Here is a 22,771-nt window from a genome sequence, read left to right as displayed (position 1 = left end):
GGAGAGGTGTATAAGAGACAGGTGGGGCACGACCCTCACGGCGTGACCGACCCTGACCAGCTGCTGTCGTGCGACAGCGCGGGTCAGGGTGATGGCCGTTCCGAGGGGCCGGTGAGCGTGGGGGTCACGCGGCCGAACAGGCCGTCGCGCCCGATCGGGATCCGGTCCAGGGTGATCTGGCGGTGGGTGCCGTCGCCGCCGGGGATCGCGAAGCGGTGGTAGGCCATGAACCACTCGTCGGTGCCGGGGATCTGGAGCACCGAGTCGTGCCCGGTGCCGCGGATGCCCTGGCCGGTGTCCTTGGACAGGATCACGCCGCGGTCGGTGAACGGGCCGGTCGGACTCGGCGCGGTCGCGTAGCCGACGCGGTAGTCCTCGCTGGTGAACACCCCGATCGACCAGGTCAGGTGGTAGGTGCCGTCGCGCAACGACATGAACAGGCCCTCGCCGAACCCGTCCAGCCCGTCGATCCGGCGGATCCGCGCCGGGTCGAAGGAGACCATGTCCTCGTTCAGCGGGACCACGAACGCCTCGCCGTTGCCCCAGTACAGGTACGAGGTGCCGTCCGGGGCGGTGAACGTCGCCGGGTCGATGGACGTGCCCCGCCCGCTGGTGTTCAGCTCCACCAGCGGGCGCCCGATGTCGCGGAACGGGCCGGTGGGGGAGTTCCCGACCGCGACCCCGATCCGCATCTCGGCGGTGTAGTAGAAGTAGTACTTCCCGCCCTTACGGGTGATCGCCGGCGCCCAGGCGTTGCGTTCGGCCCAGTCGACGTCCGGCCCGAGCTCCAATGCCTCGCCGCGGTCGCGCCAGTTCACGAGGTCGGTCGAGGAGAAGACGCGGAACGACGCGTCGGCGGCTCCCGCGCCGTCGGTCGTCGGGTAGAGGTAGTAGGTGCCGTCGAACGCGACGATCGTCGGGTCGGCGTAGTTGCCGGGGATCGTCGCGGCGCCGGCCGGACGCCGCGGCGCCGCGGGCCGCTCGGCCCGGGGCGCAGCGGTGGTCGCGTTCTCCGGCGTCGGGGGCTCCGGCGCCGCGGGCGCCGTCGGCCCCGGTGCGGTGTCCTCCGGCGTCTCGGACGTGCGTGTCGAGCGCTCCGGGGCCGGGGGCTCCGTCGTCGCCGGCCCGGGTGTAGTCGGCCGGCTCGTCGCGGGACCGCTCGTGGTGGAGCCCGCATCCTCGGCCGCGTCCGTCGCCGACGGTGGCGCCGCGCGGGTGGGGGAGGGACGCTCGGACACCGGAGGCTCCGGGGGCGCCGGCGCTGCCCCGGCCGTACCGGGGAGCAGGGCCAGGCCGACGACGGCCGCGACGACCGTCGGCAGCCGCAGGAGGGGGCGGGAAAGCGACACCGCGGCACTTTCCCGCGCGTGACGACGCAGAGACACCCTCGGCACGCCAGGGCAACCCGGACGTGCGACCCACACTCCCGGAACGGGTGACCGGTCGGGTCAGGCTGTCATGTCCAGGTGAGCGGTGACCTTGGTCGGACGGATCCTTACGACGAGCTCGCCGGGGACGCCGTTGCGCCGGCCGAACTCCTCGGCCAGCTCCGCGCCCATGTACCGCCCGCCCAGCGCGGTGGCCGTGCGCAGCAGCTCGCCGGGGTCGGTGCTCGTGCGGGCCTCGCCCTGGACCTGGACGAACCCGAACGGCGGCTCCGGCAGGTCCGCGGTCAGCACGATCCGCGGGTCGCGGGCGATGGCTCGCCCTTTCGCGGTGTCGGCGCCGGTGTTGAAGACCAGCTCGCCGTCCTCGACCAGGAACCAGACGGGGGCCACCAGCGGACGGCCGTCCTTCGCGACGAAGCCGAGCATGCCGGTGCGGGTGCCGGAGGTCAGGAAGTCCACGACCTCGGAGGTCAGCGTCGCTGTGTCGCTCATGCCGCCGAGCGTAGGAGGAGACGGTCGCTGCCACCCGCCCGGACGTCGGTCCCGCGCGCACGGATCGTCGGCGCGCGCAGAACAGCGCGACGCGACCGCGGCCGCAGCCGCGTGACGTCGCCGAGCGCGCGTCGGCACGGTGGGCGCGCGTCGGTGAGGGGCAGCGGCCGAGACCGGGGCCGTCCATCGGGCGTCGTCGTCCGCCGACCGGGCCGGGCGTGTGCAGAATGGTGGTGACGTGCGCGTCCCGGCGTGCCGGCCCGGTCGGCGTGCGCAGGCGGAGGCGTGCCGGCCCGGTCGGCGTGCAGGCGGAGGGAGTGGCCGTGCTGACGGTGGGCGGCCTGGCTCGTCAGCTGATCGGACCGGCCCGGCCCCCTGCGGCGCCCCGCCGGGACGGTGTCGGAACCGCCGGAGCGTCGGCGCGTGTGGCGCACCTCCCGGGCGTGCTCACCGGAGGCGTCGGGCCGCAACGGCGCGACGGCGCCCTGCTGCACCAGGTCGGCGGCACGACGTGCGGGCCGACCGTGCTGACGGTTCTTGCCGCCTCCACCGAGCCGGGATGGCTCGACACCGGCGCGGACGGGTTCGCCGACCGGTTCGGCGCGGCGCAGAGGCGGGTGCACCGGCAGGCCAACCGCCTCTGGCCCCGGTTCCTGGGCACGACCCCGTTCGGGCTCCTGCGCTGGCTGCGCCGGTACGCGCCGGCCGCCGGGCGGTACCGCGTCGCGTGGGTGGACGACACGTCCGCGGCCGACCTGACCGGCGCGTGCGACGCCGTCACCGCGGCGGTGCGGGCCGGACGGCCGGTCCCGCTCATGGTCGGGACCTGGCTGCCGCGGCACTGGGTGCTGGCCGTCGACGAGGCGAAGCGGGGCTGGCGGGTCTACGAGCCGTCGTCGGGGGAGGTGCGGGTGCTCGACCCGGACCTACTCCACGGGCGCCGCGCCGGGCCGGTGCTCGGGTGGCCGCGGCTGCACGCCGCACTGCTCCCCGTAGCGCCGGGGTGACGAGCGGGACTCGGGGCGCGCAATTCCTGTCGCGGTGGCCTCGTAGACTTGACAGCGTGACCGAAACCCTCCCACCGCGCACCTCTGACCTGCCCGCCAAGTGGAACCCGGGCGAGGTAGAGGGCGAGATGTACCAGCGGTGGGTCGATCGCGGGTACTTCGAGGCCGACCCGACGTCGGGCAAGCCGCCGTTCTGCATCGTCATCCCGCCGCCGAACGTGACCGGCAGCCTGCACCTCGGTCACGCGATGGACCACACGCTGATCGACGCGCTGACCCGTCGCCGCCGGATGCAGGGCTACGACGCGCTGTGGCTGCCCGGCATGGACCACGCCGGCATCGCCACCCAGAGCGTCGTCGAGCGCCAGCTCGCCGTGGACGGCAAGTCCCGGCACGACCTCGGCCGCGAGCTTTTCGTGGAGAAGGTCTGGGACTGGAAGCGCGAGTCCGGCGGCTCGATCCTGGGCCAGATGCGCCGCCTCGGCGACGGCGTCGACTGGTCGCGCGAGCGCTTCACCCTCGACGACGGCCTGTCCCGCGCCGTGCAGACCGTGTTCAAGAAGATGTTCGACGAGGGCCTGATCTACCGCGCCGAGCGCCTGGTCAACTGGTCGCCCGCGCTGCAGAGCGCGATCAGCGACATCGAGGTGGACCACAAGGAGGTCGAGGGCGAGCTCGTCTCCATGCGCTACGGCGACGGCGACCGCGAGATCGTCGTGGCCACCACCCGGGTCGAGACGATGCTCGGCGACACCGCGGTGGCCGTGCACCCCGACGACGAGCGCTACACCCACCTGCACGGCAGCACCATCACGATGCCGATCACCGGCCGGGAGATCCCGGTCGTGGCCGACGCCTACGTGGACCCGTCGTTCGGCTCGGGCGCCGTCAAGATCACCCCGGCGCACGACCCGAACGACTTCGAGATGGGCCGTCGCCACGACCTGCCGATGCCGACGATCATGGACGAGGCCGGTGTCATCGCCGGCACCGGAACCCGGTTCGACGGCATGGACCGGTTCGAGGCGCGCGTCGCGATCCGCGAGGAGCTGGCCGAGCAGGGCCGGATCGTCGCCGAGAAGCGCCCCTACCTGCACAGCGTCGGGCACGACTCGCGCACCGGCGTCGTCATCGAGCCGCGGCTGAGCCTGCAGTGGTTCGTCCGGGTCGAGCAGCTGGCCAAGGCCTCCGGCGACGCCGTGCGCTCCGGCGAGACCACGATCCACCCGAAGGAGCAGGCCAAGCGCTTCTTCGACTGGGTCGACGGCATGCACGACTGGTGCATCTCCCGTCAGCTGTGGTGGGGTCACCGGATCCCGGTCTGGTACGGCCCGGACGGCGAGACGGTCTGCCTCGGCCCGGACGACGAGGCCCCGACCGGTGAGGGCTGGCAGCGCGACGAGGACGTGCTCGACACCTGGTTCTCCTCGGGCCTGTGGCCGTTCTCCACGCTCGGCTGGCCCGACTCGACCGCCGACCTGGAGCGCTACTACCCGACGTCGGTGCTGGTCACCGGACACGACATCCTGTTCTTCTGGGTCGTCCGGATGATGATGTTCGGCACCTACGCGATGGAGCGGGCGCCGTTCGAGCACGTGTACCTGCACGGGCTGATCCGCGACGAGCACGGCAAGAAGATGTCCAAGTCCAGGGGCAACGGGATCGACCCGCTGGAGATGATCGACGAGTTCGGCGCGGACGCGCTGCGCTTCACGATCGCCCGCGGTTCGAACCCGGGCACCGACATGTCGCTGTCCACCGAGTGGGTCGCGGCGTCGCGCAACTTCACCACCAAGCTCTGGAACATCACCCGGTTCGCGCTGTCCAAGGGCGCGTCGGTGGACCTGGAGCTGCCCGCGCCTGCCGACCGTACCGACGCCGACCGCTGGATCCTCGGCCGTCTGCGCGAGGTGCGGGAAGAGACCGACGAGCTGCTCGAGTCGTTCCAGTTCGCGAAGGCGACCGAGGGCCTCTACCACTTCACCTGGGACGAGGTCGCCGACTGGTACGTCGAGCTGGCCAAGCCGCAGCTGGAACAGGGCGGCGCGGTCGCCGACGGAACCCGCGCGGTGCTCGGCCACGTGCTCGACACGCTGCTGCGGATGCTGCACCCGATCGTCCCGTTCGTCACCGAGGCGCTGTGGACGGCGCTGACCGGCCGGGAGACGGTCGTGACCGCGGCCTGGCCGACCGACGCCGGTGCACCCGCCGAGCCGGACGCCGTCGCCCGCGTGCAGGCCGTCCAGAAGCTGATCACCGAGGTCCGCCGGTTCCGCACCGAGCAGGGGCTGCCGGACCGGCGGTCGGTGGCCGCGAAGCTGGAGAACCTGGCCGCGGCCGACCTGACCGGGCACGAGGCCGCGGTGCGGTTCCTGACCCGCCTCGACGCCCCCGGCGACGACTTCGCCGCCACCGCGACGATCGAGGTGCCGGTGCAGGCGGGTGTCGATGCCGCCTCCGCGGGAAAGAGCGCGTCGGCGGGCACGTCCGTGCACGTCGAGCTCGACACCTCCGGGGCGATCGACGTCGCGGCGGAGCGGGCGCGGCTGGGCCGCGACCTGGCCGCCGCCGAGAAGGAACGCGACCAGGCGGACAAGAAACTGACCAACCCGAAGTTCACCGAGAAGGCCCCGGCCGACGTGGTGGACGGCATCCGGGCCCGGCAGGAGGCCGCCCGCTCGGAGATCGAGCGGATCGGCGCCCGCCTCGCCGCGCTGCCGGAGTCATGAGCAGCCGCGGGACCGGCCCCGGGAACGGCCACGACGGCGACCCGGACGAAGGCGGCACAGGGGAAGAGGTGGGCGCGTACGACCGCAGCGCCTATGACGAGTTCGACGACGGCAGCGGCGGCCGCCAGGACGGGATCACCTACGGCGGTGACCGCTGGGCCGAGGGCGGGTTCGGCGACGCCGAGCGTGCCGACGACCAGCCCGGCGACAGCGACGACGAATCCGACGACCCGGACGGCGGCGGCCACCCGGACGGTGGCGACGCCCCGGACCGCTCCGACGAGCTGCCCGAGGGCGAGGGCGAGGTCCACTCCCCGGAGGACACCGCGCAGGACGCGGTGCTCGCGCACGTCCTGAACGAGATCCGGGGCGGCGAGAGCCCCGACGTCGTCCCGGCGCAGTCGTCGGTGGCCGGGTTCGCCGAGTTCCTGGCCGTCGACGCGACGCTGGACCGGCGCTGGCCGGAGTCGGTCATGGAGCCCTCGCTGGACCGGATCCAGGCGCTCTGCGACGCGCTGGGCGACCCGCAGCGGGCCTACCCGGTCGTGCACCTGACCGGGACCAACGGCAAGACCTCCACCGCCCGGATGGTCGACGCCCTGCTCACCGAGATCGGGCTGCGCACCGGCCGCTACACCAGCCCGCACCTGCAGCGCGCCACCGAGCGGATCAACCTGGACAACCGGCCGATCACCGCCGAGCGCTTCGTCGAGGTCTACCGCGAGGTGGAGCCGTTCGTCGAGCTGATCGATGCCAAGGCGACCGAGGGCGAGCCGGCGATGAGCAAGTTCGAGGTGCTCACCGCGATGGGCTTCGCGGCGTTCGCCGACGCCCCGGTCGAGGCCGCGGTGGTCGAGGTCGGTCTCGGCGGTCGCTGGGACGCCACGAACGTCGCCGACGCGCACGTCGCCGTCGTCCTGCCGATCGGGCTCGACCACGCCGAGTACCTCGGCAACGATGTCCTGGCCATCGCGAAGGAGAAGGCCGGAATCATCAAGGCCGGCTCGATCGCGGTGCTCGCCGCGCAGGACAAGGAGGTCGCCGAGGTGCTGATCGAGCGCTGCGCCGAGGTCGGTGCCGAGGTCGCCCGCGAGGGGGCCGAGTTCGGCGTCCGGGAGCGTGAGCTCGCCGTCGGCGGGCAGCGCCTGGAGCTCCAGGGCCTGTCCGGGCGCTTCGACGAGGTGTTCCTCCCGATGCACGGCGAGCACCAGGCGTCGAACGCGGCGGTGGCGCTGGCCGCGGCCGAGGCCATGGTCGGGGCCAGCACGGCGCATCCGCTGGACCCGGACGCGGTGCGCGCCGCGTTCGCCTCGGTCACGTCCCCGGGACGGCTGGAGCCGGTGCAGGGCGGGCAGGGCGTGCCGACCGTGCTGATCGACGCCGCACACAACCCGGCCGGCGCCAAGGCGCTGGCGCGGTCGCTGAGCTCGGAGTTCCGCTTCACCCGACTGGTCGGCGTCGTCGGGGTGCTGCAGGGCAAGGACGCCCGCGGGATCCTCGCCGAGCTGGAGCCGGTGCTGCACGAGGTCGTGGTCACGAGCACCGCCTCGCCCCGGGCGATGAACCCGGACGAGCTGGGCGCGTTGGCCGCCGAGGTGTTCGGCGGCGACCGGGTCAGTGTCGAGCCCGCGCTGCGGGTCGCGATCGAGCAGGCGGGGGAGCTGGCCGAGGAGGCCGGGGACTCCGGCGTCGGTGTGATCGTCACCGGCTCGGTGGTCACCGCGGGCGAGGCCCGCGCCCTGTTCGGGAAGGAGCCGGCGTGAGCGGGCCCGTCGACGACGCCGCCGGACCGGCCGACGAGGCGGTTCCCGCCGGCCGGGAGGCCGGGTCCGGCGGTGTGCGGCCGCCCGCGACCGACCCGATGAAGGGCATCCGCGGCATCTTCGCCGCGACCCTGATCCTCGAGGCGATCGTGGTGCTGCTGGCCCTGCTGGTGCTGCCCAAGTTCGGCGAGGGCGCCACCGCCCTCGGAGTCACCACGATGCTCCTGATCGCACTGGCGATGATCCTGGCCAGTGGCCTGCAGCGGCGGTCGTACGGCCTCCCGGTGGCGCTCGGCCTGCAGGTGGTCACGATCGGCGCGGGGTTCTGGCTGGTCACCGGTCTGGGCATCATGGGCGTCGTGTTCGCGATCGTCTGGGGCGTCCTGCTCTGGATGCGCTGGGACGTCCGCCGCAAGATGGAGCGCGGCCTGCTGCCGTCACAGCAGGCCTGACCGTGGTATCAGATCCGGTATCATGGCCTTCATGGCGATGACACTGCGTCTGACCGACGAGGAGACCGAGCTGCTCCGCCGTCGGGCCGAGACCGAGCAACGGTCCATGCAGGAGGTCGCGCGCGCCGCGGTTCGTGAGTACGTCGGGAGTCGTGACCACGACGACGAGGTGGACCGGGCCGCGGCGTGGGTGACCGGGAACTTCCGTGACACGCTCGACCGGCTCGGGCGGGCATGACCCGGTACCTGTCGCTCGCCGACGTGTTGCGGTTCGCCGAGGCGGCGTTGGGTGAGGAGCCGGTCGTCCGGGACTTCGGCCTGCTGGAGGCCGCGCTGGCCCGTCCGTCGACGACCGTCCTCGGCGAGGACACCTACCCGACGATCCCGCTGAAGGCCGCCGCCCTGCTGCAGAGCCTGTGCGGCAACCACGCGCTCGTCGACGGCAACAAGCGGCTGGCCTGGGCGGCGACCGCCGTGTTCGTCGTGCTCAACGATCACCCGCCGAGGGTCGATCAGGACGCGGCATTCGACCTGGTCGTGGCTGTGGCGGACGGAACGCTGCGCGAGCTGGACGGCATCGCCGAACGGTTGGCCGGGCTACTCCACTGACAGGCGGGCCCGGTGCGGAGAGCGACGGCGGCCCGTCGCTACCCTTCTCCGCGTGACTGAACGCACTCTCGTCCTGGTCAAGCCCGACGGTGTCGAGCGCAAGCTCGTCGGTGAGGTGATCTCCCGGATCGAGCGCAAGGGCCTCGACCTCGTCGCCCTGGACCTGCGCATCGTGGACCGCGAGCTGGCCGCCCAGCACTACGCCGAGCACGACGGCAAGCCGTTCTTCGAGTCCCTGCTCGAGTTCATCACCTCCGGTCCGGTGCTGGCCGCCGTCGTCGAGGGCCCGCGCGCGATCGCGGCCTGGCGTCAGGTCGCCGGTGGCACCGACCCGGTGGAGAAGGCGACCCCGGGCAGCATCCGCGGCGACCTCGCCCTGGAGACCGGCTCCAACCTGGTGCACGGCTCGGACTCCCCGGAGTCGGCCGCCCGGGAGATCAAGCTCTGGTTCCCGGCTCTGTGACTCCGGCCGTCCCCGGCCCCCACCGCGTTCCCGACCCGTACCGGCTCCTCGACCCGCACCCGGACACGGCCGCGGCCCTGGGGTCGCTCTGGGTCGCGGTCACCGAGGCCGGGGGCGCCGTCGACTTCGTGGCCGGGGACCCGGAGGACGACATCCGTGCCCTGGCCGCGTCGACGATCGCCGAGGTCCGGGACGGGCGGGCGGTGATGCTGGCGCTCGGTGACGGCGCGGACCTGGCCGGCACCGTGGTGCTGACGCCCGGGAACGGGATCGCGGCGCACCGGGCCGACGTCGGCCGTCTGATGGTCCGTCCGGACCTGCAGGGACGCGGCTGGGGCACCGTGCTGCTCGACGCCGCCGTCGCCGAGGGGGCCGCACTCGGCCTGGAACAGCTCACCCTGGCCTGCCGCGGCGGTACACCGCTGCCGGCGTTCTACGCCGCGCACGGCTGGGAACAGTACGGCCTGCTCCCCCGAGGCGTGCGCCTGTCCGCCGACGACGCCCGCGACGTCCACCTGTTCCACCGCACCCTGACCTGACCCACCCGTGCAGGTCCCCCCGACCCCGCCGAACGAGCGCTGCTCTCGTCCAACTCGGCGGTGTGAGAGCTCCGCTCGTACGCCCGTCGACCGGCCATGATCGGAATCCGCCCGTCCGCCGGATGGCCGAACCGGGCGCGGAGGTCCACCATTTCCCCATGACGGTGCTCACCCCGCGTCCCACCACGCGCGATCTCGTCCGCAGCGTGGTCGTGGCCGTCCTGGCGGTCCTGCAGATCGCGGTCTCCGCCTTCGGCGGCCGGGACATCGGGACGGTCGCCCGGCAGTACGACACCCCGCTGCTGGCGGCGGGGTGGGCGTTCTCCATCTGGGGCCTGATCTATCTGGGGTTCCTCGCCTACGCGGTGTTCGCGCTGCTGCCCGCCCAGCGCGGGCGGGAGATCCACCGGCGGTGCGGCTGGTGGCTGGCGGCCTCGGCGGTGCTCAACCCGCTGTGGATCCTGGCGTTCGGCGCCGACCACCCGCTGCCGGGCCAGATCCTGCTGATCGCGCTCGCCGTGGTGCTGGGCGTGGTGTTCGGGCGGCTGTCCCGCGAGCCCGCGCAGGGCCGCATCGAGCAGGTCGTGTTCCGCCTGACCGTGTCGGTCTACACCGGGTGGACCTCGGTCGCGGTGGTGCTGGGCCTGCTGGCCACCGGCGTCTGGGCCGGCATCCCCGGTGACGGGGTGCTCGCGCAGGTCGCCGCCATCGTCGTGCTCGCGGCGCTGATCGTCGTGGTGATCTCGGTGGTGACCTCGGCGGCCGGGATGGCCGGCTTCGCCGGTGCCGTGGTCTGGGCACTGGCCGGGATCGCGACCAACGACCGGCCGATCGCGGTGGCGCTGGTCGCGGTGGTCGCGCTCGTGATGGTCCTGGTGACGGCCGTGCGCCGGATCACGCGTTCGGTGCAGCCCGGCCTGGTCGCCCTGGGCTGAGACCCGCAGGGCGTGCGGCCGGGTCGCGGCGTGCGGGTGAGGTGTGCCCGAGCCGTCGAATCTCCGCGGTGGCGCTTGCTACGGTCGCCGCACCAGCGGAAGGACGGAAGTTCACCATGATCACCGGAAGCATCGTCGCGATCGTCACCCCCATGTCCGAGGACGGGGAGGTCGACCACAAGGCGCTCGGGGACCTGGTGGAACGGCAGGTCGCGGCCGGGACGTCGGCGATCGTCTCGGTCGGCACCACCGGCGAGTCGTCCACGCTGTCGGTGCTCGAGCACACCGAGGTCATGCGGCGCACCATCGACGTGGCGGCCGGGCGGGTCCCGGTGATCGCCGGAACCGGCGCGAACTCCACCTCCGAGGCGATCCACCTGACCCGGGCCGCCCGCGCGGCCGGGGCGGACGGCGCCCTGCTGGTCACCCCGTACTACAACAAGCCCCCGCAGGAGGGCCTCTACCGGCACTTCCGCACGATCGCCGAGGCCGTGGACATCCCGCAGTACCTCTACAACGTCCCCGGCCGCACCGCCTGCGACATGCTGCCCTCCACCGTCGCCCGCCTCGCCGAGGTCCGCAACATCGTCGGGCTCAAGGAGGCCAAGGGCGACCTGGACCGGGTCCGCGAGCTCGTCGCGCTGGGGCTCGAGGACTTCGCGCTCTACTCCGGCGACGACGGCACCGCGCGGGCCAGCATGCTGGCCGGGTTCCACGGCGACGTCTCGGTCACCGCGAACGTCGCCCCGGAGACGATGGCGCGGATGTGCAAGGCGGCCGTCGCCGGGGACGCGGAGAACGCCTCCGCCCTGGACGCCGACGTGGTCGGCCTGCACAGCGCGCTGTTCGTCGAGCCGAACCCGATCCCGGTGAAGTGGGCCCTGGCCGAGATGGGCCTGATGCCCGGCGGTATCCGGCTGCCGCTGGTGCCCCTGGACGAGTTGCACCACGAGGATGTCCGGTCCGCCCTGCGCAGCGCGGGCCTGATCGGCTGACGCCGTTGCGCCCCGGGGCCGCCCGGTCCCTGGGTGGTCGCCGGCTAGACGAGCCCGAGCGCGAGCATCGCCTCGGCCACCCGCGAGTAGCCGGCGATGTTCGCCCCGGCGACGTAGTTGCCGGGGCTGCCGTACTCCTCGGCGACGTCGTGACAGCGGGCGTGGATGTCGACCATGATCTCGCGCAGCCGGTTCTCCGAGTGCTCGAAGCTCCAGGAGTCGCGCGAGGCGTTCTGCTGCATCTCCAGCGCGGACGCGGCGACCCCGCCGGCGTTGGCGGCCTTGCCCGGGGCGAACGAGACGCCCGCCTCCTGCAGCACGCGGACCGCGGCGGAGGTGGTGGGCATGTTCGCCCCTTCGCCGACGGCGATGCAGCCGCCCCGCACCAGGGCGGCCGCGTCGTCCTCGTCGAGCTCGTTCTGGGTGGCCGAGGGCAGCGCGACCTGGCAGGGCACCTCCCAGACCGACCGGTCGGGGACGAAGGTCGCGTCGCCACGCTGCTCGGTGTACTCGGCGATCCGCTCGCGGCGGACCTCCTTGATGTCCTTGAGCAGGTCCAGGTCGAGGCCCTTGGGGTCGTGGACGAAGCCGCCGGAGTCCGAGCAGGCGACCACCCGTCCGCCGAGCTGGTGCACCTTCTCGATCGTGTAGAGCGCGACGTTGCCCGATCCGGAGACCACGACGTCCTTGCCCTCGAAGGACTCGCCCCGGGCGCGCAGCATCTCCTCGACGAAGAACGAGCAGCCGTAGCCGGTCGCCTCCCGGCGGACCTGGGCGCCGCCGTAGCTCAGGCCCTTGCCCGTGAGCACCCCGGACTCGTACCGGTTGGTGATCCGCTTGTACTGCCCGAACAGGTAACCGAGCTCGCGTCCGCCCACGCCCATGTCGCCCGCGGGGACGTCGGTGTGCTCGCCGATGTGCCGGTAGAGCTCGAGCATGAAGCTCTGGCAGAAACGCATCACCTCGCGGTCCGAGCGTCCGCGCGGGTCGAAGTCCGAGCCACCCTTGCCGCCGCCGATCGGCAACCCGGTCAGGGCGTTCTTGAAGACCTGCTCGAAGCCGAGGAACTTGACCGTCCCGAGCAACACCGAGGGGTGGAAGCGCAGCCCGCCCTTGAACGGCCCGAGCGCACTGTTGAACTCGACCCGGAAGCCGCGGTTGATGTGGATCCCGCCCTGGTCGTCCTCCCACGGCACCCGGAAGATGATCTGCCGCTCGGGCTCGCAGATCCGCTCGACGATCCGCGCGTCGGCGTACTCCGGGTGCTTGTCGACGGCCGGGCCGATGCTGTCGAGCACCTCGCGGACGGCCTGGTGGAACTCCACCTCGCCCGGGTTGCGGGACAGCACCCGCTCGTAGATCGACTCAAGGGCAGCGTGCATGCGCGTGGTCCGTGCCTTCCCGTCGCTCGGCCGGCGCCTCGTCCGGAGCCGACTCCGGTCGGCGGCCGCTCGACCGGATCCTGCATCAGAACACGGTGCGGCGCGCCCGGTCGCCGCGGTGTGAGCAATGCAGCGTGTCGTGCCGGGAACCGGTGCACATCCGGATCAGGTGTCCGCGCCGTCCGGTGCGGGAGCGCTGTAGGTCTTGACGTTGCGCGCGATGTCGCGGCCGAACGTGACGTCGAGGCGCTCGGACACGGCCAGCTCCAGCACCGCGAGCATCGCCTCGCCGGAGATCCGGCGCAACGCCTCGATCGTCTCGTAGACCCGGGGCCACTGGTCCGACGGGCGGCCGGACGCGTCGAAGGGCTGCCAGATCTCGCCCAGGAACAGGTCGACGTAGGTCTTGGCGATGCCGTCGGCGTGCTTGCGCATCTGCTCGACGACGTCGAGGGAGCGCTCGATCGGGATGCCGAGCCCGGTCAGGTCCGCCGCAGCGCTCATCAGGCGCGGGCTGACCTCCTCGTACTGGTCGTCGCCGAGCTCGCGCAGCAGACCCATCTTCTGGCCGCGCTTGAGGATCGCGGTGTCGGTCGCCTGGAAGCGCTCGATCAGCTCCGCCAGGCTCACGATCTGGCGCTGTTCGGACCCGAACAGCCCGCGCACCGTGCGGATGAAGTGCACGACCTGCTCGGTCGACCCGCCCGTGGTGTCGAGCAGCTTCTTGATCGTGTCGAGCTTGACGCCCTCGTCCTGCAGGTCCTTGATCAGCTCAAGGCGGGCCTCGTGACCGGGGCCGTAGTAGCCGGTGCGGGCCTGCACCTGCGGCGGCGGTAGCAGGCCGCGGGCCTGGTAGGCGCGGATGTTGCGCACCGTGACGCCGCTGGCGCGGGCCAGCTCGTCGATCGTCCGCCATTCGCCATGCTCGAGCTCCTCCGACATGTGACACAGCCTAGCAAGAAGTCATGTGACACACGATACCGGCAATCGCGACTTGCTATGTGACATCAACTGGTGCAGTCTCGGTGTCATGTTCAGAGTCGCTCCGCTGCGGCCGGGCCGCCGGTTGCTGGCCGCCGCCACCGCCATGACCACCCCGCTGTTGCCCGAGGACTTCCTCGGACTGGTCGATCCGCTGTGGTCGACGACCCAGCTGCGCGGCCGGGTCGTCTCCCGCCGCCGGGAGACCGACCGCGCCGTCTCGGTGACGATCCGGCCCGGCGCGGCCTGGAACGGGCACCGCGCAGGCCAGTACGTCCGGGTCGGGATCGACGTCGACGGCGTCCGGTACTGGCGCTCCTACTCGCTGTCCTGCGCGCAGGACGCCGAGCACCTGACGATCACCGTGCAGGCCGTGCCGGATGGCGTCGTGTCGCAGAAGCTGGTCCGTGACCTCCCGATCGGCACGGTCGTGCAGCTCGAGCAGGCCGCCGGGGACTTCGTGCTCCCGGACGCGCCGGCACCGCTGCTGATGGTCACCGCCGGCAGCGGCATCACTCCGGTGATGGGCATGCTGCGCACCCTCGACGCCACCGGCGCCGTGCCCGACGTCGTCGTCGTGCACAGCGCCCCGTCCGCCACCGACTCGATCTTCGCCGCCGAGCTGGAGGCGATGGCCGGGCGCCGGGACGGCCTGCGGGTGATCACCCGGCACACCGCCGAGAGGAGCTCGCGGAACGAGAATGGGCACCGGGACGGCCGACTCGACCTCGCCGAGCTCGACGATCTGGTGCCCGACTGGCGCGAGCGCGAGGCCTACGTCTGCGGACCGTCCGAGCTGCTCGACGCCGCCCGCGAGCACTGGTCTCAGGCCCCGGAGCAGCTGCACGTCGAGCGGTTCACCGCACCGGTCCGCAGCGTCGGAGGCTCCGGCGGACGCGTCGAGTACGGCGAGAAGGCCGTCGACGTCGAGCCCGGCACCAGCCTGCTGGAGGCAGGCGAGGCCGCGGGCGTGCTGATGCCCAGCGGCTGCCGGATGGGCATCTGCTTCGGCTGCGTGCTGCCGCTGCGCGACGGCCAGGTCCGCGACCTGCGCACCGGAGACGTGCACGGCGAGCCCGGCCACCTGGTCCAGACCTGCATCTCCGGGGCGAGCGGCACCGCTCGCCTCGACACCCCCTGATCACGATCCCCCACTCAGGAACACAGAACGAGGAGGCACCGCCATGACCGCGACCCTCGACCGCCCCGTCACCGAGAACGCAACCGTCACCGACGACGTCGACCGGCACCCGGTCCGTCCGTCACTGCAGCTCGTCCCCTCCTCCCGGCGCTCCGACGTCGAGGCGACCACGTCGCTGACGCCCGAGCAGATCGAGGAGCTGGGCCGGCGCCTGGACGCGATCCGCGACCGTGTCCTGGCCGAGCGCGGCGAGTCCGACGCCGCCTACATCCGCAAGGTGATCAGCTCGCAGCGCGCGCTGGAGATCGGCGGGCGGGCCCTGCTCTTCGCCGGCGTGCTGCCCCCGGCCTGGATCGCCGGCACCGCCATGCTCTCCATCGCCAAGATCATGGAGAACATGGAGATCGGCCACAACGTCATGCACGGCCAGTGGGACTGGATGCGTGACCCGAAGATCCACTCCAGCACGTGGGAGTGGGACAACGTGAGCTCCTCGGCCGAGTGGAAGAACTCGCACAACTACATGCACCACACCTACACCAACGTCGTCGGCAAGGACCGCGACGTCGGGTACGGGATCCTGCGCCTGTCCGAAGAGCAGAAGTGGAACCCGTACTACCTGGGCAACCCGGTCTACAACTTCCTGCTCTCGCTGTTCTTCCAGTGGGGCGTGGCACTGCACGACCTCGAGGTGGAGAAGGTCGTCGCCGGCGAGAAGCCGCTCTCGCGGGTGTGGGAGCAGGTCAAGTCGATCGGGCGCAAGGCCGCCAAGCAGTTCACCAAGGACTACCTGGTGTTCCCCGCGCTGGCCGGCCCGTTCTTCCTGCCGGTCCTGGCCGGCAACCTCACCGCGAACCTCGTGCGCAACGTCTGGACGCACGCGGTGATCTTCTGCGGGCACTTCCCGACCGGCGCCGTGCAGTTCTCCGAGGAGCAGCTCGAGGGCGAGACCCGCGGGCAGTGGTACGTCCGGCAGATGCTGGGCTCGGCCAACCTCGACGGCGGTCCGCTGTTCCACCTGATGACCGGGCAGCTCAGCTTCCAGATCGAGCACCACCTGTTCCCGGACCTGCCCAGCAACCGCTACTCCGAGGTCGCGCCCGAGGTGCGCGAGCTGTGCCGCGAGTACGGCCTGGAGTACACGACCGGCTCGCTCGGCAAGCAGTACCTGCAGGTCCTGCGCACGATCAACCGCCTGGCCCTGCCGAACGGCACCCGCTGACCCTCGCCCCCGCCGTGGCCCCCGTGGCCCGCACTCGTGGAGCTTTCGTGCCGGTACGCCGCACGAGGGCTCCACGAGTGCGTCCGGTGGGACGGCCTGCTCAGGCGGCGGGGGCCCGGTCCAGGAACCCGTGCACGCGCTCGACCCGGCCGTCGGCGTCGGTGACGACCACGTCGAAGCCGACCACCGGTGCCTCGGCGCCGCCTCCGAGGGCTCCCGTCGGGCCGGCCTCCCACCGGAAGCGGGCCTGGTCGTGGTGGCCCTCGACCGGGCCGAGCAGCCGGAACTCGAACCCGGCGAGCTGGGCCTGGGCCGCGGCGACGAACCCGTCGATCCCGTCGTGGCCGGCGACGTCGGCGAGCGGGTCGGTGTAGGTGCCGCCGGCCGTCCACAGGGCGGCGACCTTCTGCCTGCGGGCGGCCGGGTCGGTCTCGTTGAAGACGTCGATGTAGCGGCGGGCGACGTCGTCGAAGTCGGTCATCTCGGTGCTCCTTCTCGGGTGCTTCTCGTGACGTCCCCGAGACTGGTCGGGCTCTCGCGGCGTCGCGATTACCCGTGACGTAGGCGGGCCCCGTTACCTGCGAGGTAGTCGTCGCGATACGGGAAGCTCGCTAGCGTGGCCGCCATGACCAGTGCGCACGCGCGCCCGGCGCGACCCGGCGGGCCGGGGGAGACGCTGCGGTTCTGGCGGGCCCGGCGCCGGTTGAGCCAGATGGACCTGGCCCTGGCGGCGGGGGTGTCCACCCGGCACCTGAGCTTCGTCGAGACCGGGCGCTCCGGGGCCAGCCGGGAGCTGCTCGGCGCGCTGGCGCAGGAGCTGGAGATCCCGCTGCGTGAGCGCAACGCGCTGCTGCTCGCCGCCGGGTACGCCCCGGCCTACACCGAGCGCGGTCTCGGCGACGATGCGCTCGGGCCGGTCCGCGCGGCGTTGGAGCAGCTGCTGGCCGCGCACGACCCCTACCCGGCGCTGGTCGTGGACCGCTGGGGCGACGTGGCGCTGGCCGGAGCGGCGGTCGCGCCGCTGCTCGCCGGCGTCGACGACGACGTGCTGGGCCCGCCGACGAACGTCTACCGCCTGAGCCTGCACCCCGGCGGGCTCGCCCCGCGGATCCGGAACCTGGCGCAGTGGCGCGAGCACCTGCTGCACCGCCTGGACCGCCAGGTCCGGGTCACCGCCGACCCGCGCCTGGCCGCGCTGCTCGCCGAGGTCCGCGGCTACCCGGCACCGGACGCGACGAGCCTGCCCGTCCCCGGCGCCGACGTGCTCCTGCCGCTGCAGCTCGACCACCCGGCCGGCGTGCTCTCGTTCCACTCCACGATGACCACGTTCGGCGCCCCGCACGACGTGACGCTCGCCGAGCTGGCCGTCGAGGCGTTCTTCCCCGCCGACGCCCCCACCCGCGAGACCCTCCAGCACCTGGCCGCCTCGCGCTCCTGACCCGGAAGCGGCACTCGTGAATCACGACGCGCGTGCGGCGCTCGTTCTGGTTCACGAGTGGCCCGCGGCCGGGGCACCCCGTCCGCTGTCACGGGGCGGGGCTACCCTGGGGCAGCGTGAGTGGCGACGTGCTTTTTCCCGCGGAGACACCAGGTGGCACCGCCACCTCTGTCTTCCCCGCCCTGGAAGCCCTGCTGCCGCAGGTGTCCAAACCCGTGCAGTACGTCGGCGGTGAGGGGAACTCCCAGGTCGCAGACGACGCGACCTGGGACGCCACAGATGTCCGGTGGGCGCTGCTCTACCCGGACGCCTACGAGGTCGGCCTGCCCAACCAGGGCGTCCAGATCCTCTACGAGGTCCTCAACGAGCGCGCCGATGCCCTGGCCGAGCGCTGCTACTCGGTGTGGCCGGACCTCGAGGCCAAGATGCGCGAGGCGGGAGTCCCCGCGTTCACCGTCGACGCGCACCGCCCGATCGGCGCGTTCGACGTGCTGGGCGTGTCGTTCTCCACCGAGCTGGGCTACACGAACCTGCTCACCACGCTGGACCTGGCCGGGACCCCGATCCACGCGGCCGACCGCGACGAGTCGCACCCGGTCGTCGTGGCCGGTGGGCACGCCGCGTTCAACCCGGAGCCGGTCGCGGACTTCGTCGACGTGGCCGCGCTCGGTGACGGCGAGGAGGTCGTCGGCGACATCACCGACGTCGTCGCCGCCTGGAAGCGTGAGGGACGCCCCGGCGGCCGGCGCGAGCTGCTGCTGCGCCTGGCCGCGACCCCGGGTTGCTACGTGCCCGTCCTCTACGACGTCTCCTACGGCGAGGACGGCGCGATCGCCGCCGTCACCCCCGTCGACGAGCGGGTGCCGGCCACGGTGCAGAAGCGCACCACGATCGAGCTCGACGAGTGGCCGTACCCGAAGGCGCCGCTGGTCCCGCTGGCCGAGACCGTGCACGAGCGGGCCAGCGTGGAGATCTTCCGTGGCTGCACCCGGGGCTGCCGGTTCTGCCAGGCCGGGATGATCACCCGCCCGGTCCGCGAGCGGTCCCTGCAGGGGATCGGCGAGATGGTGGACAGCTCGGTGCGGGCCTCCGGGTTCGACGAGGTCGGCCTGCTGTCGCTCTCGAGCGCCGACCACTCGGAGATCGCCGAGATCACCAAGGGCCTCGCCGACCGCTACGAGGGCTCGAACACCTCGCTGTCGCTGCCCTCGACGCGGGTGGACGCGTTCAACATCGACCTGGCCAAGGAGATCTCCCGCAACGGCCGCCGCTCCGGACTGACGTTCGCCCCCGAGGGCGGTTCCGAGCGGATCCGCCGGGTGATCAACAAGATGGTCTCCGAGGAGGACCTGATCCGGACCGTCTCCGAGGCGTTCGCCCAGGGATGGCGGCAGGTCAAGCTCTACTTCATGGTCGGCCTGCCGACCGAGGAGGACGAGGACGTCCTGGAGATCGCCGGGATGGCGCACCGGGTGATCAAGGCGGGGCGCGAGGCGTCCGGGCGCAACGACGTCCGGTGCACGATCTCCATCGGCGGGTTCGTGCCCAAGCCGCACACCCCGTTCCAGTGGGCCGCGCAGTGCCACCCCGACGTCGTCGACGACCGGCTGCGCAAGCTGCGCGCCGCCGTCAACACCGACCGCAAGATCGGCCGCAACATCGGCATGCGCTACCACGACGGGCAGCCGTCGCTGATCGAGGGACTGCTCGCCCGCGGCGACCGCCGGGTCGGCGCGGTGATCGAGCGGGTGTGGCGCGAGGGCGGCCGGTTCGACGGCTGGTCCGAGCACTTCTCCTACGAGCGCTGGTGCGACGCGGCGGCCGCCGAGCTGGAGCCGCGCGGGGTGTCGCTGGCCTGGTTCACCACCCGCGACCGCGGGCGCGAGGAGGTCCTGCCCTGGGACCACCTGGACTCCGGCCTGGAGCGCGACTGGCTCTGGGACGACTGGCGCGAGGCACTCGAGGGCCGCGAGCAGGACGACTGCCGCTGGACCCCGTGCTTCGACTGCGGCGTGTGCCCGTCCACCGGGACCGACATCGAGGTGGGGCCGAGCGGGACCACGCTCATCCCGCTGAGCGTGGTCAACCCGACCGCGCAGTCGGACCTGCCCGCGCAGGGCTGAAGGTGGCCGAGAATCCCTCCATCCCCGACCCTTCCGCGACCACCGACCCGACGACCTGGGAGTCCGGTGGGCGACGGCTGCGGGTGCGTGTGGCCGACGAGCGCGACGTGGCCGCGCTGGCCGCGCTGCGCCGTCAGTGGCTCGAGGAGCGGGCCGGGCGACCGGTGCCCGACCCCGGCTTCGAGGAGTCGTTCGCCCAGTGGTGGCGGGTCGAGCAGCCGCGCCGCGCGTTCTGGGTCGCCGAGGTCGGCAGCGAGCGCGCCGGCCACACGCCGGTCGGGTCGATCAACGTCGTGGAGACCGTGCACATGCCGCGCCCGGGTGGCCGGACGGCACGGGCCGGGCAGGTCGGCAACGCGTTCGTGCTCTCCTCCTTCGCCGAGGCCGGGGTCCCGCGGGCGCTGCTCTCCGCGGTGATCACGCACGCCCGCGACCGCGCCTACCGGCGGCTGATCCTCGCCCCGACGGCCGGCAGCGCCGCGTTCTACCGGCGGGCGGGGTTCACCCCGGCCGGCGAGTCGCTGCTGGTGCTGGACCCGCACGTGGTGCTGGGGGACTGAGCGCGGAGCGCGCGCCGTCGCGAAGGACTGGATCTTTTCACGACGTAACTCAAGCTTGACTCAACGTCCCGGCCGGTTCCGGATCCGTCGGTTAGCGTCCCTCGTCACAGGGGGCGAGGGGCTCGCGCAGGCCCCCCACCAGGCAAAACGGACAAATGGGGGAGCGGCGTGGCGAAGCCCGATGGGCCGACCGGGGTCCAGCACCGACAGCGGCAGGACTTCTCGCACGAGGAGGAGGGCTACAGCAAGGGTCTCGGCAAGCGCCAGCTCCAGATGATCGCCATCGGCGGCGCGATCGGTACCGGCCTGTTCCTCGGTGCGGGCGGCCGCCTGGCCTCGGCCGGGCCCGCGCTGGCCGTCGTCTACGCGATCTGCGGGTTCTTCGTGTTCCTGATCCTGCGGGCGCTCGGCGAGCTGGTGCTGCACCGGCCGTCGTCGGGGTCGTTCGTGTCCTACGCCCGGGAGTTCTACGGCGAGAAGGCGGCGTTCGTCGCGGGCTGGCTGTACTTCCTGAACTGGGCGTTCACCTCGATCGTCGACACCACCGCGATCGCGCTCTACATGAAGTACTGGGGCACGTTCTCCTCGGTCCCGCAGTGGTTGATCGCGCTGGTCGCGCTCGTGGTGGTGCTCGGGGCGAACCTGGTCTCGGTGAAGCTGTTCGGCGAGCTGGAGTTCTGGTTCGCGATGGTCAAGGTGATCGCGCTGGTCGCGTTCCTGGTCGTGGGAACGGTCTTCCTGGCCGCCCGGTTCCCGATCAACGGGCAGGAGACCGGCTTCTCGGTGATCACCGACAACGGCGGGTTCCTGCCGACCGGCCTGCTGCCGGTCGTCGTGATCGTCCAGGGTGTCGTGTTCGCCTACGCGGCGACGGAGCTGGTCGGCACGGCCGCGGGGGAGACCCGGGATCCGGAGAAGGTGATGCCGCGGGCGGTGAACTCGGTGATCGCCCGGATCGCGCTGTTCTACGTCGGCTCGCTGGTGCTGCTCGCGCTGCTGCTGCCCTACACCGCCTACGAGGAGGGGACCAGCCCGTTCGTCACGTTCTTCGCCAGCATCGGGGTCCCCGGGGCCGGCACGCTGATGAACCTCGTCGTGCTCACCGCGGCGCTGTCCAGCCTCAACGCCGGTCTCTACTCGACCGGGCGGATCCTGCGGTCGATGGCGATGAACGGGTCCGCGCCGAAGTTCACCGGCCGGATGAACGCCCAGGGCGTGCCCTACGGCGGGATCGGGCTGACCGCGGTGATCACGCTGATCGGGGTGGGGCTGAACGCGGTCGTGCCGGACCAGGCGTTCGAGATCGTGCTGAACATCGCCTCCCTCGGAATCATCGCCAGCTGGGCGACGATCGTGCTCTGCCAGATGCGGTTCGTGACGCTGACCCGCGCCGGCGTGTTGCGGCGGCCGAGCTTCCAGCTGCCGTTCTCGCCCTACTCCGGGGGAGCGGTGCTGGTGTTCCTGGCCGCCGTGCTGATCCTGATGGCCCGTGACTACCCGGTCGGGACGTACACGGTCGCGGCGATCCCCCTGCTGGCGATCATGCTCGTGGCCGGCTGGTACGCCGTCCGGGGACGGGTGATGGCGGCGGCGAACGAGCGGATGGGCTTCACCGGGGAGTACCCGCTCAAGGCCAACCGGCCCAACCGCGACGACCGTCACGACGGCTGAGCGCACCGGACCGGCCGGACGGCCCGGCGGGGCCCGTCGCACCGCTCCCTACACTGCGGGCATGGCCAAGGTCCGTCCCGGAGCGGCAGCGAACCCGGCACCCCCGACGGTGCAGCGGGTCCGCCTGCGCTTCGCCAAGCGCGGACGGCTGCGCTTCCTGTCCCACCGTGACGTCGCCCGCAGCTTCGAGCGGGCGGTGCGGCGCGCCGGCATCCCGGTCTCGCACTCGCACGGGTTCAGCCCGCATCCGCGGCTGTCCTGGGTCGGCGCGGCGCCCACCGGCTCCGCGAGCGAGGCCGAGTACCTGGAGATCGGGCTGACCCGCGAGCTCGACCCCGAGGTGGTCCGCGCGGCGCTCGACTCGGCCCTGCCGGACGGCCTCGACGTGCTGCAGGCCGTGGTCGCGACCCCTCCCGGCCTGCCGGAACGGATCGACGCGGGGCTCTGGCGCCTCGTCGTCGCGGGCCTGTCGGTGGCCGAGGTCGAGGGCGCGGTCGCCCGCCTGCTGGCCGAGGAGGCGCTCGTCGTGACCCGGATCACACCGTCGGGTCGCCGCGAGATCGACGTGCGTGCCGCGCTGGTCGCGCTGTCGGTGGAGCCCGGGGACGGCGCCGCGCCGGACGGGGCGACGCCTCGGACGGCGGGAGCCGAGAGCGACTGTGCGATACTGACGGCGGTCGTTCGGCAGACGACACCGACCGTTCGACCCGATGACGTGCTGAGTGCGCTCACCGTTGTCGCAGGTCTGACCCCGCCGGTCCCGGTCAAGGCGACGCGGCTGGCCCAGGGCCTGCTCGACGACGGGGGCAATCTCGCGGATCCGCTCGGTGCAGTCCCGGTGACCCGGGTCTGACCGGCGATTTCCGGCTCACCGGCCGGGT

22 protein-coding genes are annotated in these 22,771 nt (G+C 72.5%); 17 read left to right on the top strand and 5 right to left on the bottom strand.

All coding sequences use genetic code 11. The features are described from left to right. Positions 1 to 83: 83 nt before the first annotated feature. A complete protein-coding gene (locus I4I78_RS13190) occupies positions 84 to 1,349 on the bottom strand; it encodes a family 43 glycosylhydrolase (RefSeq protein ID WP_308252079.1) in 1,266 nt (421 codons plus the stop codon). Between the two features lie 99 nt (positions 1,350 to 1,448). Further along, a complete protein-coding gene (locus I4I78_RS13185) occupies positions 1,449 to 1,880 on the bottom strand; it encodes a PPOX class F420-dependent oxidoreductase (RefSeq protein ID WP_218611587.1) in 432 nt (143 codons plus the stop codon). Positions 1,881 to 2,305: 425 nt separating this feature from the next. On the opposite strand from I4I78_RS13185, the gene I4I78_RS13180 reads away from it, so the two are divergent. From I4I78_RS13180 to dapA, 10 genes are all read left to right on the top strand, one after another. Next, the gene (locus I4I78_RS13180) at positions 2,306 to 2,887 is read left to right on the top strand and encodes a hypothetical protein (RefSeq protein ID WP_218611586.1); all 582 of its coding nucleotides are present in this window, start codon (positions 2,306 to 2,308) and stop codon (positions 2,885 to 2,887) included. A 56-nt stretch (positions 2,888 to 2,943) separates the two neighbouring features. Then, complete coding sequence (locus I4I78_RS13175) at positions 2,944 to 5,616, top strand: valine--tRNA ligase (protein WP_218611585.1); 2,673 nt, start codon at positions 2,944 to 2,946, stop codon at positions 5,614 to 5,616. 68 nt (positions 5,617 to 5,684) lie between these two features. Continuing rightward, entirely contained in the window at positions 5,685 to 7,379 is a 1,695-nt protein-coding gene (locus I4I78_RS13170) for a folylpolyglutamate synthase/dihydrofolate synthase family protein (RefSeq protein ID WP_374225866.1), read from the top strand. After that, on the top strand, positions 7,376 to 7,831 hold the full coding sequence (locus tag I4I78_RS13165) for a DUF4233 domain-containing protein (RefSeq protein WP_308252076.1): 456 nt from the start codon (positions 7,376 to 7,378) through the stop codon (positions 7,829 to 7,831). Before I4I78_RS13170 ends, I4I78_RS13165 begins: the two co-directional genes overlap by 4 nt. 31 nt (positions 7,832 to 7,862) lie before the next feature. Then, a complete protein-coding gene (locus tag I4I78_RS13160; protein WP_218611583.1) occupies positions 7,863 to 8,069 on the top strand; it encodes a ribbon-helix-helix protein, CopG family in 207 nt (68 codons plus the stop codon). Next, the gene (locus tag I4I78_RS13155; RefSeq protein WP_218611582.1) at positions 8,066 to 8,440 is read left to right on the top strand and encodes a type II toxin-antitoxin system death-on-curing family toxin; all 375 of its coding nucleotides are present in this window, start codon (positions 8,066 to 8,068) and stop codon (positions 8,438 to 8,440) included. Before I4I78_RS13160 ends, I4I78_RS13155 begins: the two co-directional genes overlap by 4 nt. Positions 8,441 to 8,492: 52 nt before the next feature. Next, entirely contained in the window at positions 8,493 to 8,903 is a 411-nt protein-coding gene (gene ndk / locus I4I78_RS13150; RefSeq protein WP_218611581.1) for a nucleoside-diphosphate kinase, read from the top strand. Then, the gene (locus tag I4I78_RS13145) at positions 8,900 to 9,442 is read left to right on the top strand and encodes a GNAT family N-acetyltransferase (RefSeq protein ID WP_218611580.1); all 543 of its coding nucleotides are present in this window, start codon (positions 8,900 to 8,902) and stop codon (positions 9,440 to 9,442) included. Before ndk ends, I4I78_RS13145 begins: the two co-directional genes overlap by 4 nt. Before the next feature lie 158 nt (positions 9,443 to 9,600). Continuing rightward, on the top strand, positions 9,601 to 10,377 hold the full coding sequence (locus I4I78_RS13140) for a hypothetical protein (RefSeq protein WP_218611579.1): 777 nt from the start codon (positions 9,601 to 9,603) through the stop codon (positions 10,375 to 10,377). 116 nt (positions 10,378 to 10,493) lie between these two features. Then, positions 10,494 to 11,372, top strand: a complete 879-nt coding sequence (gene dapA / locus I4I78_RS13135; protein ID WP_218611578.1) for a 4-hydroxy-tetrahydrodipicolinate synthase — start codon at positions 10,494 to 10,496, stop codon at positions 11,370 to 11,372. A 44-nt stretch (positions 11,373 to 11,416) separates the two neighbouring features. On the opposite strand, the gene gdhA is transcribed toward dapA, so the two are convergent. Together gdhA and I4I78_RS13125 are read right to left on the bottom strand one after the other, a co-directional pair. Next, on the bottom strand, positions 11,417 to 12,754 hold the full coding sequence (gene gdhA, locus I4I78_RS13130) for an NADP-specific glutamate dehydrogenase (RefSeq protein ID WP_218611577.1): 1,338 nt from the start codon (positions 12,752 to 12,754) through the stop codon (positions 11,417 to 11,419). A 165-nt stretch (positions 12,755 to 12,919) separates the two neighbouring features. Beyond that, complete coding sequence (locus tag I4I78_RS13125) at positions 12,920 to 13,696, bottom strand: MerR family transcriptional regulator (RefSeq protein WP_218611576.1); 777 nt, start codon at positions 13,694 to 13,696, stop codon at positions 12,920 to 12,922. Between the two features lie 88 nt (positions 13,697 to 13,784). On the opposite strand from I4I78_RS13125, the gene I4I78_RS13120 reads away from it, so the two are divergent. Together I4I78_RS13120 and I4I78_RS13115 are read left to right on the top strand one after the other, a co-directional pair. After that, positions 13,785 to 14,876: a ferredoxin reductase gene (locus I4I78_RS13120; RefSeq protein ID WP_218611575.1), complete on the top strand. Its 1,092-nt coding sequence runs from the start codon at positions 13,785 to 13,787 to the stop codon at positions 14,874 to 14,876. 43 nt (positions 14,877 to 14,919) lie between these two features. After that, the gene (locus tag I4I78_RS13115; RefSeq protein ID WP_218611574.1) at positions 14,920 to 16,098 is read left to right on the top strand and encodes an acyl-CoA desaturase; all 1,179 of its coding nucleotides are present in this window, start codon (positions 14,920 to 14,922) and stop codon (positions 16,096 to 16,098) included. A 100-nt stretch (positions 16,099 to 16,198) separates the two neighbouring features. Here the strand turns inward: I4I78_RS13115 and I4I78_RS13110 are convergent, their stop codons facing one another. Continuing rightward, complete coding sequence (locus tag I4I78_RS13110; protein WP_218611573.1) at positions 16,199 to 16,579, bottom strand: nuclear transport factor 2 family protein; 381 nt, start codon at positions 16,577 to 16,579, stop codon at positions 16,199 to 16,201. Positions 16,580 to 16,723: 144 nt separating this feature from the next. Here I4I78_RS13110 and I4I78_RS13105 point away from each other — a divergent pair, with 144 nt between their 5' ends. The 5 genes from I4I78_RS13105 (at position 16,724) to I4I78_RS13085 (ending at position 22,743) form a co-directional block, all read left to right on the top strand. Beyond that, the gene (locus tag I4I78_RS13105; RefSeq protein WP_218611572.1) at positions 16,724 to 17,536 is read left to right on the top strand and encodes a helix-turn-helix domain-containing protein; all 813 of its coding nucleotides are present in this window, start codon (positions 16,724 to 16,726) and stop codon (positions 17,534 to 17,536) included. A gap of 116 nt (positions 17,537 to 17,652) precedes the next feature. Continuing rightward, positions 17,653 to 19,659, top strand: coding sequence for a TIGR03960 family B12-binding radical SAM protein (locus I4I78_RS13100; RefSeq protein ID WP_308252075.1), 2,007 nt, complete (start codon positions 17,653 to 17,655; stop codon positions 19,657 to 19,659). A gap of 2 nt (positions 19,660 to 19,661) precedes the next feature. Continuing rightward, positions 19,662 to 20,219: a GNAT family N-acetyltransferase gene (locus I4I78_RS13095; protein WP_218611571.1), complete on the top strand. Its 558-nt coding sequence runs from the start codon at positions 19,662 to 19,664 to the stop codon at positions 20,217 to 20,219. 168 nt (positions 20,220 to 20,387) lie between these two features. Then, the gene (locus tag I4I78_RS13090) at positions 20,388 to 21,890 is read left to right on the top strand and encodes an amino acid permease (protein WP_308252074.1); all 1,503 of its coding nucleotides are present in this window, start codon (positions 20,388 to 20,390) and stop codon (positions 21,888 to 21,890) included. A gap of 61 nt (positions 21,891 to 21,951) precedes the next feature. Beyond that, positions 21,952 to 22,743, top strand: coding sequence for a TIGR03936 family radical SAM-associated protein (locus I4I78_RS13085; RefSeq protein ID WP_218611570.1), 792 nt, complete (start codon positions 21,952 to 21,954; stop codon positions 22,741 to 22,743). Positions 22,744 to 22,771 lie beyond the last annotated feature (28 nt).

Origin of the sequence: Pseudonocardia sp. KRD291, from assembly GCF_019263595.1 — a bacterium.
Taxonomy (GTDB): domain Bacteria; phylum Actinomycetota; class Actinomycetes; order Mycobacteriales; family Pseudonocardiaceae; genus Pseudonocardia.
The sequence above is the reverse complement of the archived record's forward strand: the minus strand, read 5'-3'. Positions and strand labels throughout refer to the sequence as shown.

What these genes read in the sequence shown, in the direction of transcription:
- I4I78_RS13110 (WP_218611573.1), bottom strand. Translation starts at nt 16,579, where the DNA reads ATGACCGACTTCGACGACGTCGCCCGCCGCTACATCGACGTCTTCAAC.
- I4I78_RS13085 (WP_218611570.1), top strand. Translation starts at nt 21,952, where the DNA reads ATGGCCAAGGTCCGTCCCGGAGCGGCAGCGAACCCGGCACCCCCGACG.
- I4I78_RS13115 (WP_218611574.1), top strand. Translation starts at nt 14,920, where the DNA reads ATGACCGCGACCCTCGACCGCCCCGTCACCGAGAACGCAACCGTCACC.
- dapA (WP_218611578.1), top strand. Translation starts at nt 10,494, where the DNA reads ATGATCACCGGAAGCATCGTCGCGATCGTCACCCCCATGTCCGAGGAC.
- I4I78_RS13160 (WP_218611583.1), top strand. Translation starts at nt 7,863, where the DNA reads ATGGCGATGACACTGCGTCTGACCGACGAGGAGACCGAGCTGCTCCGC.
- I4I78_RS13120 (WP_218611575.1), top strand. Translation starts at nt 13,785, where the DNA reads ATGTTCAGAGTCGCTCCGCTGCGGCCGGGCCGCCGGTTGCTGGCCGCC.
- I4I78_RS13105 (WP_218611572.1), top strand. Translation starts at nt 16,724, where the DNA reads ATGACCAGTGCGCACGCGCGCCCGGCGCGACCCGGCGGGCCGGGGGAG.
- I4I78_RS13140 (WP_218611579.1), top strand. Translation starts at nt 9,601, where the DNA reads ATGACGGTGCTCACCCCGCGTCCCACCACGCGCGATCTCGTCCGCAGC.
- I4I78_RS13125 (WP_218611576.1), bottom strand. Translation starts at nt 13,696, where the DNA reads ATGTCGGAGGAGCTCGAGCATGGCGAATGGCGGACGATCGACGAGCTG.
- I4I78_RS13185 (WP_218611587.1), bottom strand. Translation starts at nt 1,880, where the DNA reads ATGAGCGACACAGCGACGCTGACCTCCGAGGTCGTGGACTTCCTGACC.
- I4I78_RS13155 (WP_218611582.1), top strand. Translation starts at nt 8,066, where the DNA reads ATGACCCGGTACCTGTCGCTCGCCGACGTGTTGCGGTTCGCCGAGGCG.
- gdhA (WP_218611577.1), bottom strand. Translation starts at nt 12,754, where the DNA reads ATGCACGCTGCCCTTGAGTCGATCTACGAGCGGGTGCTGTCCCGCAAC.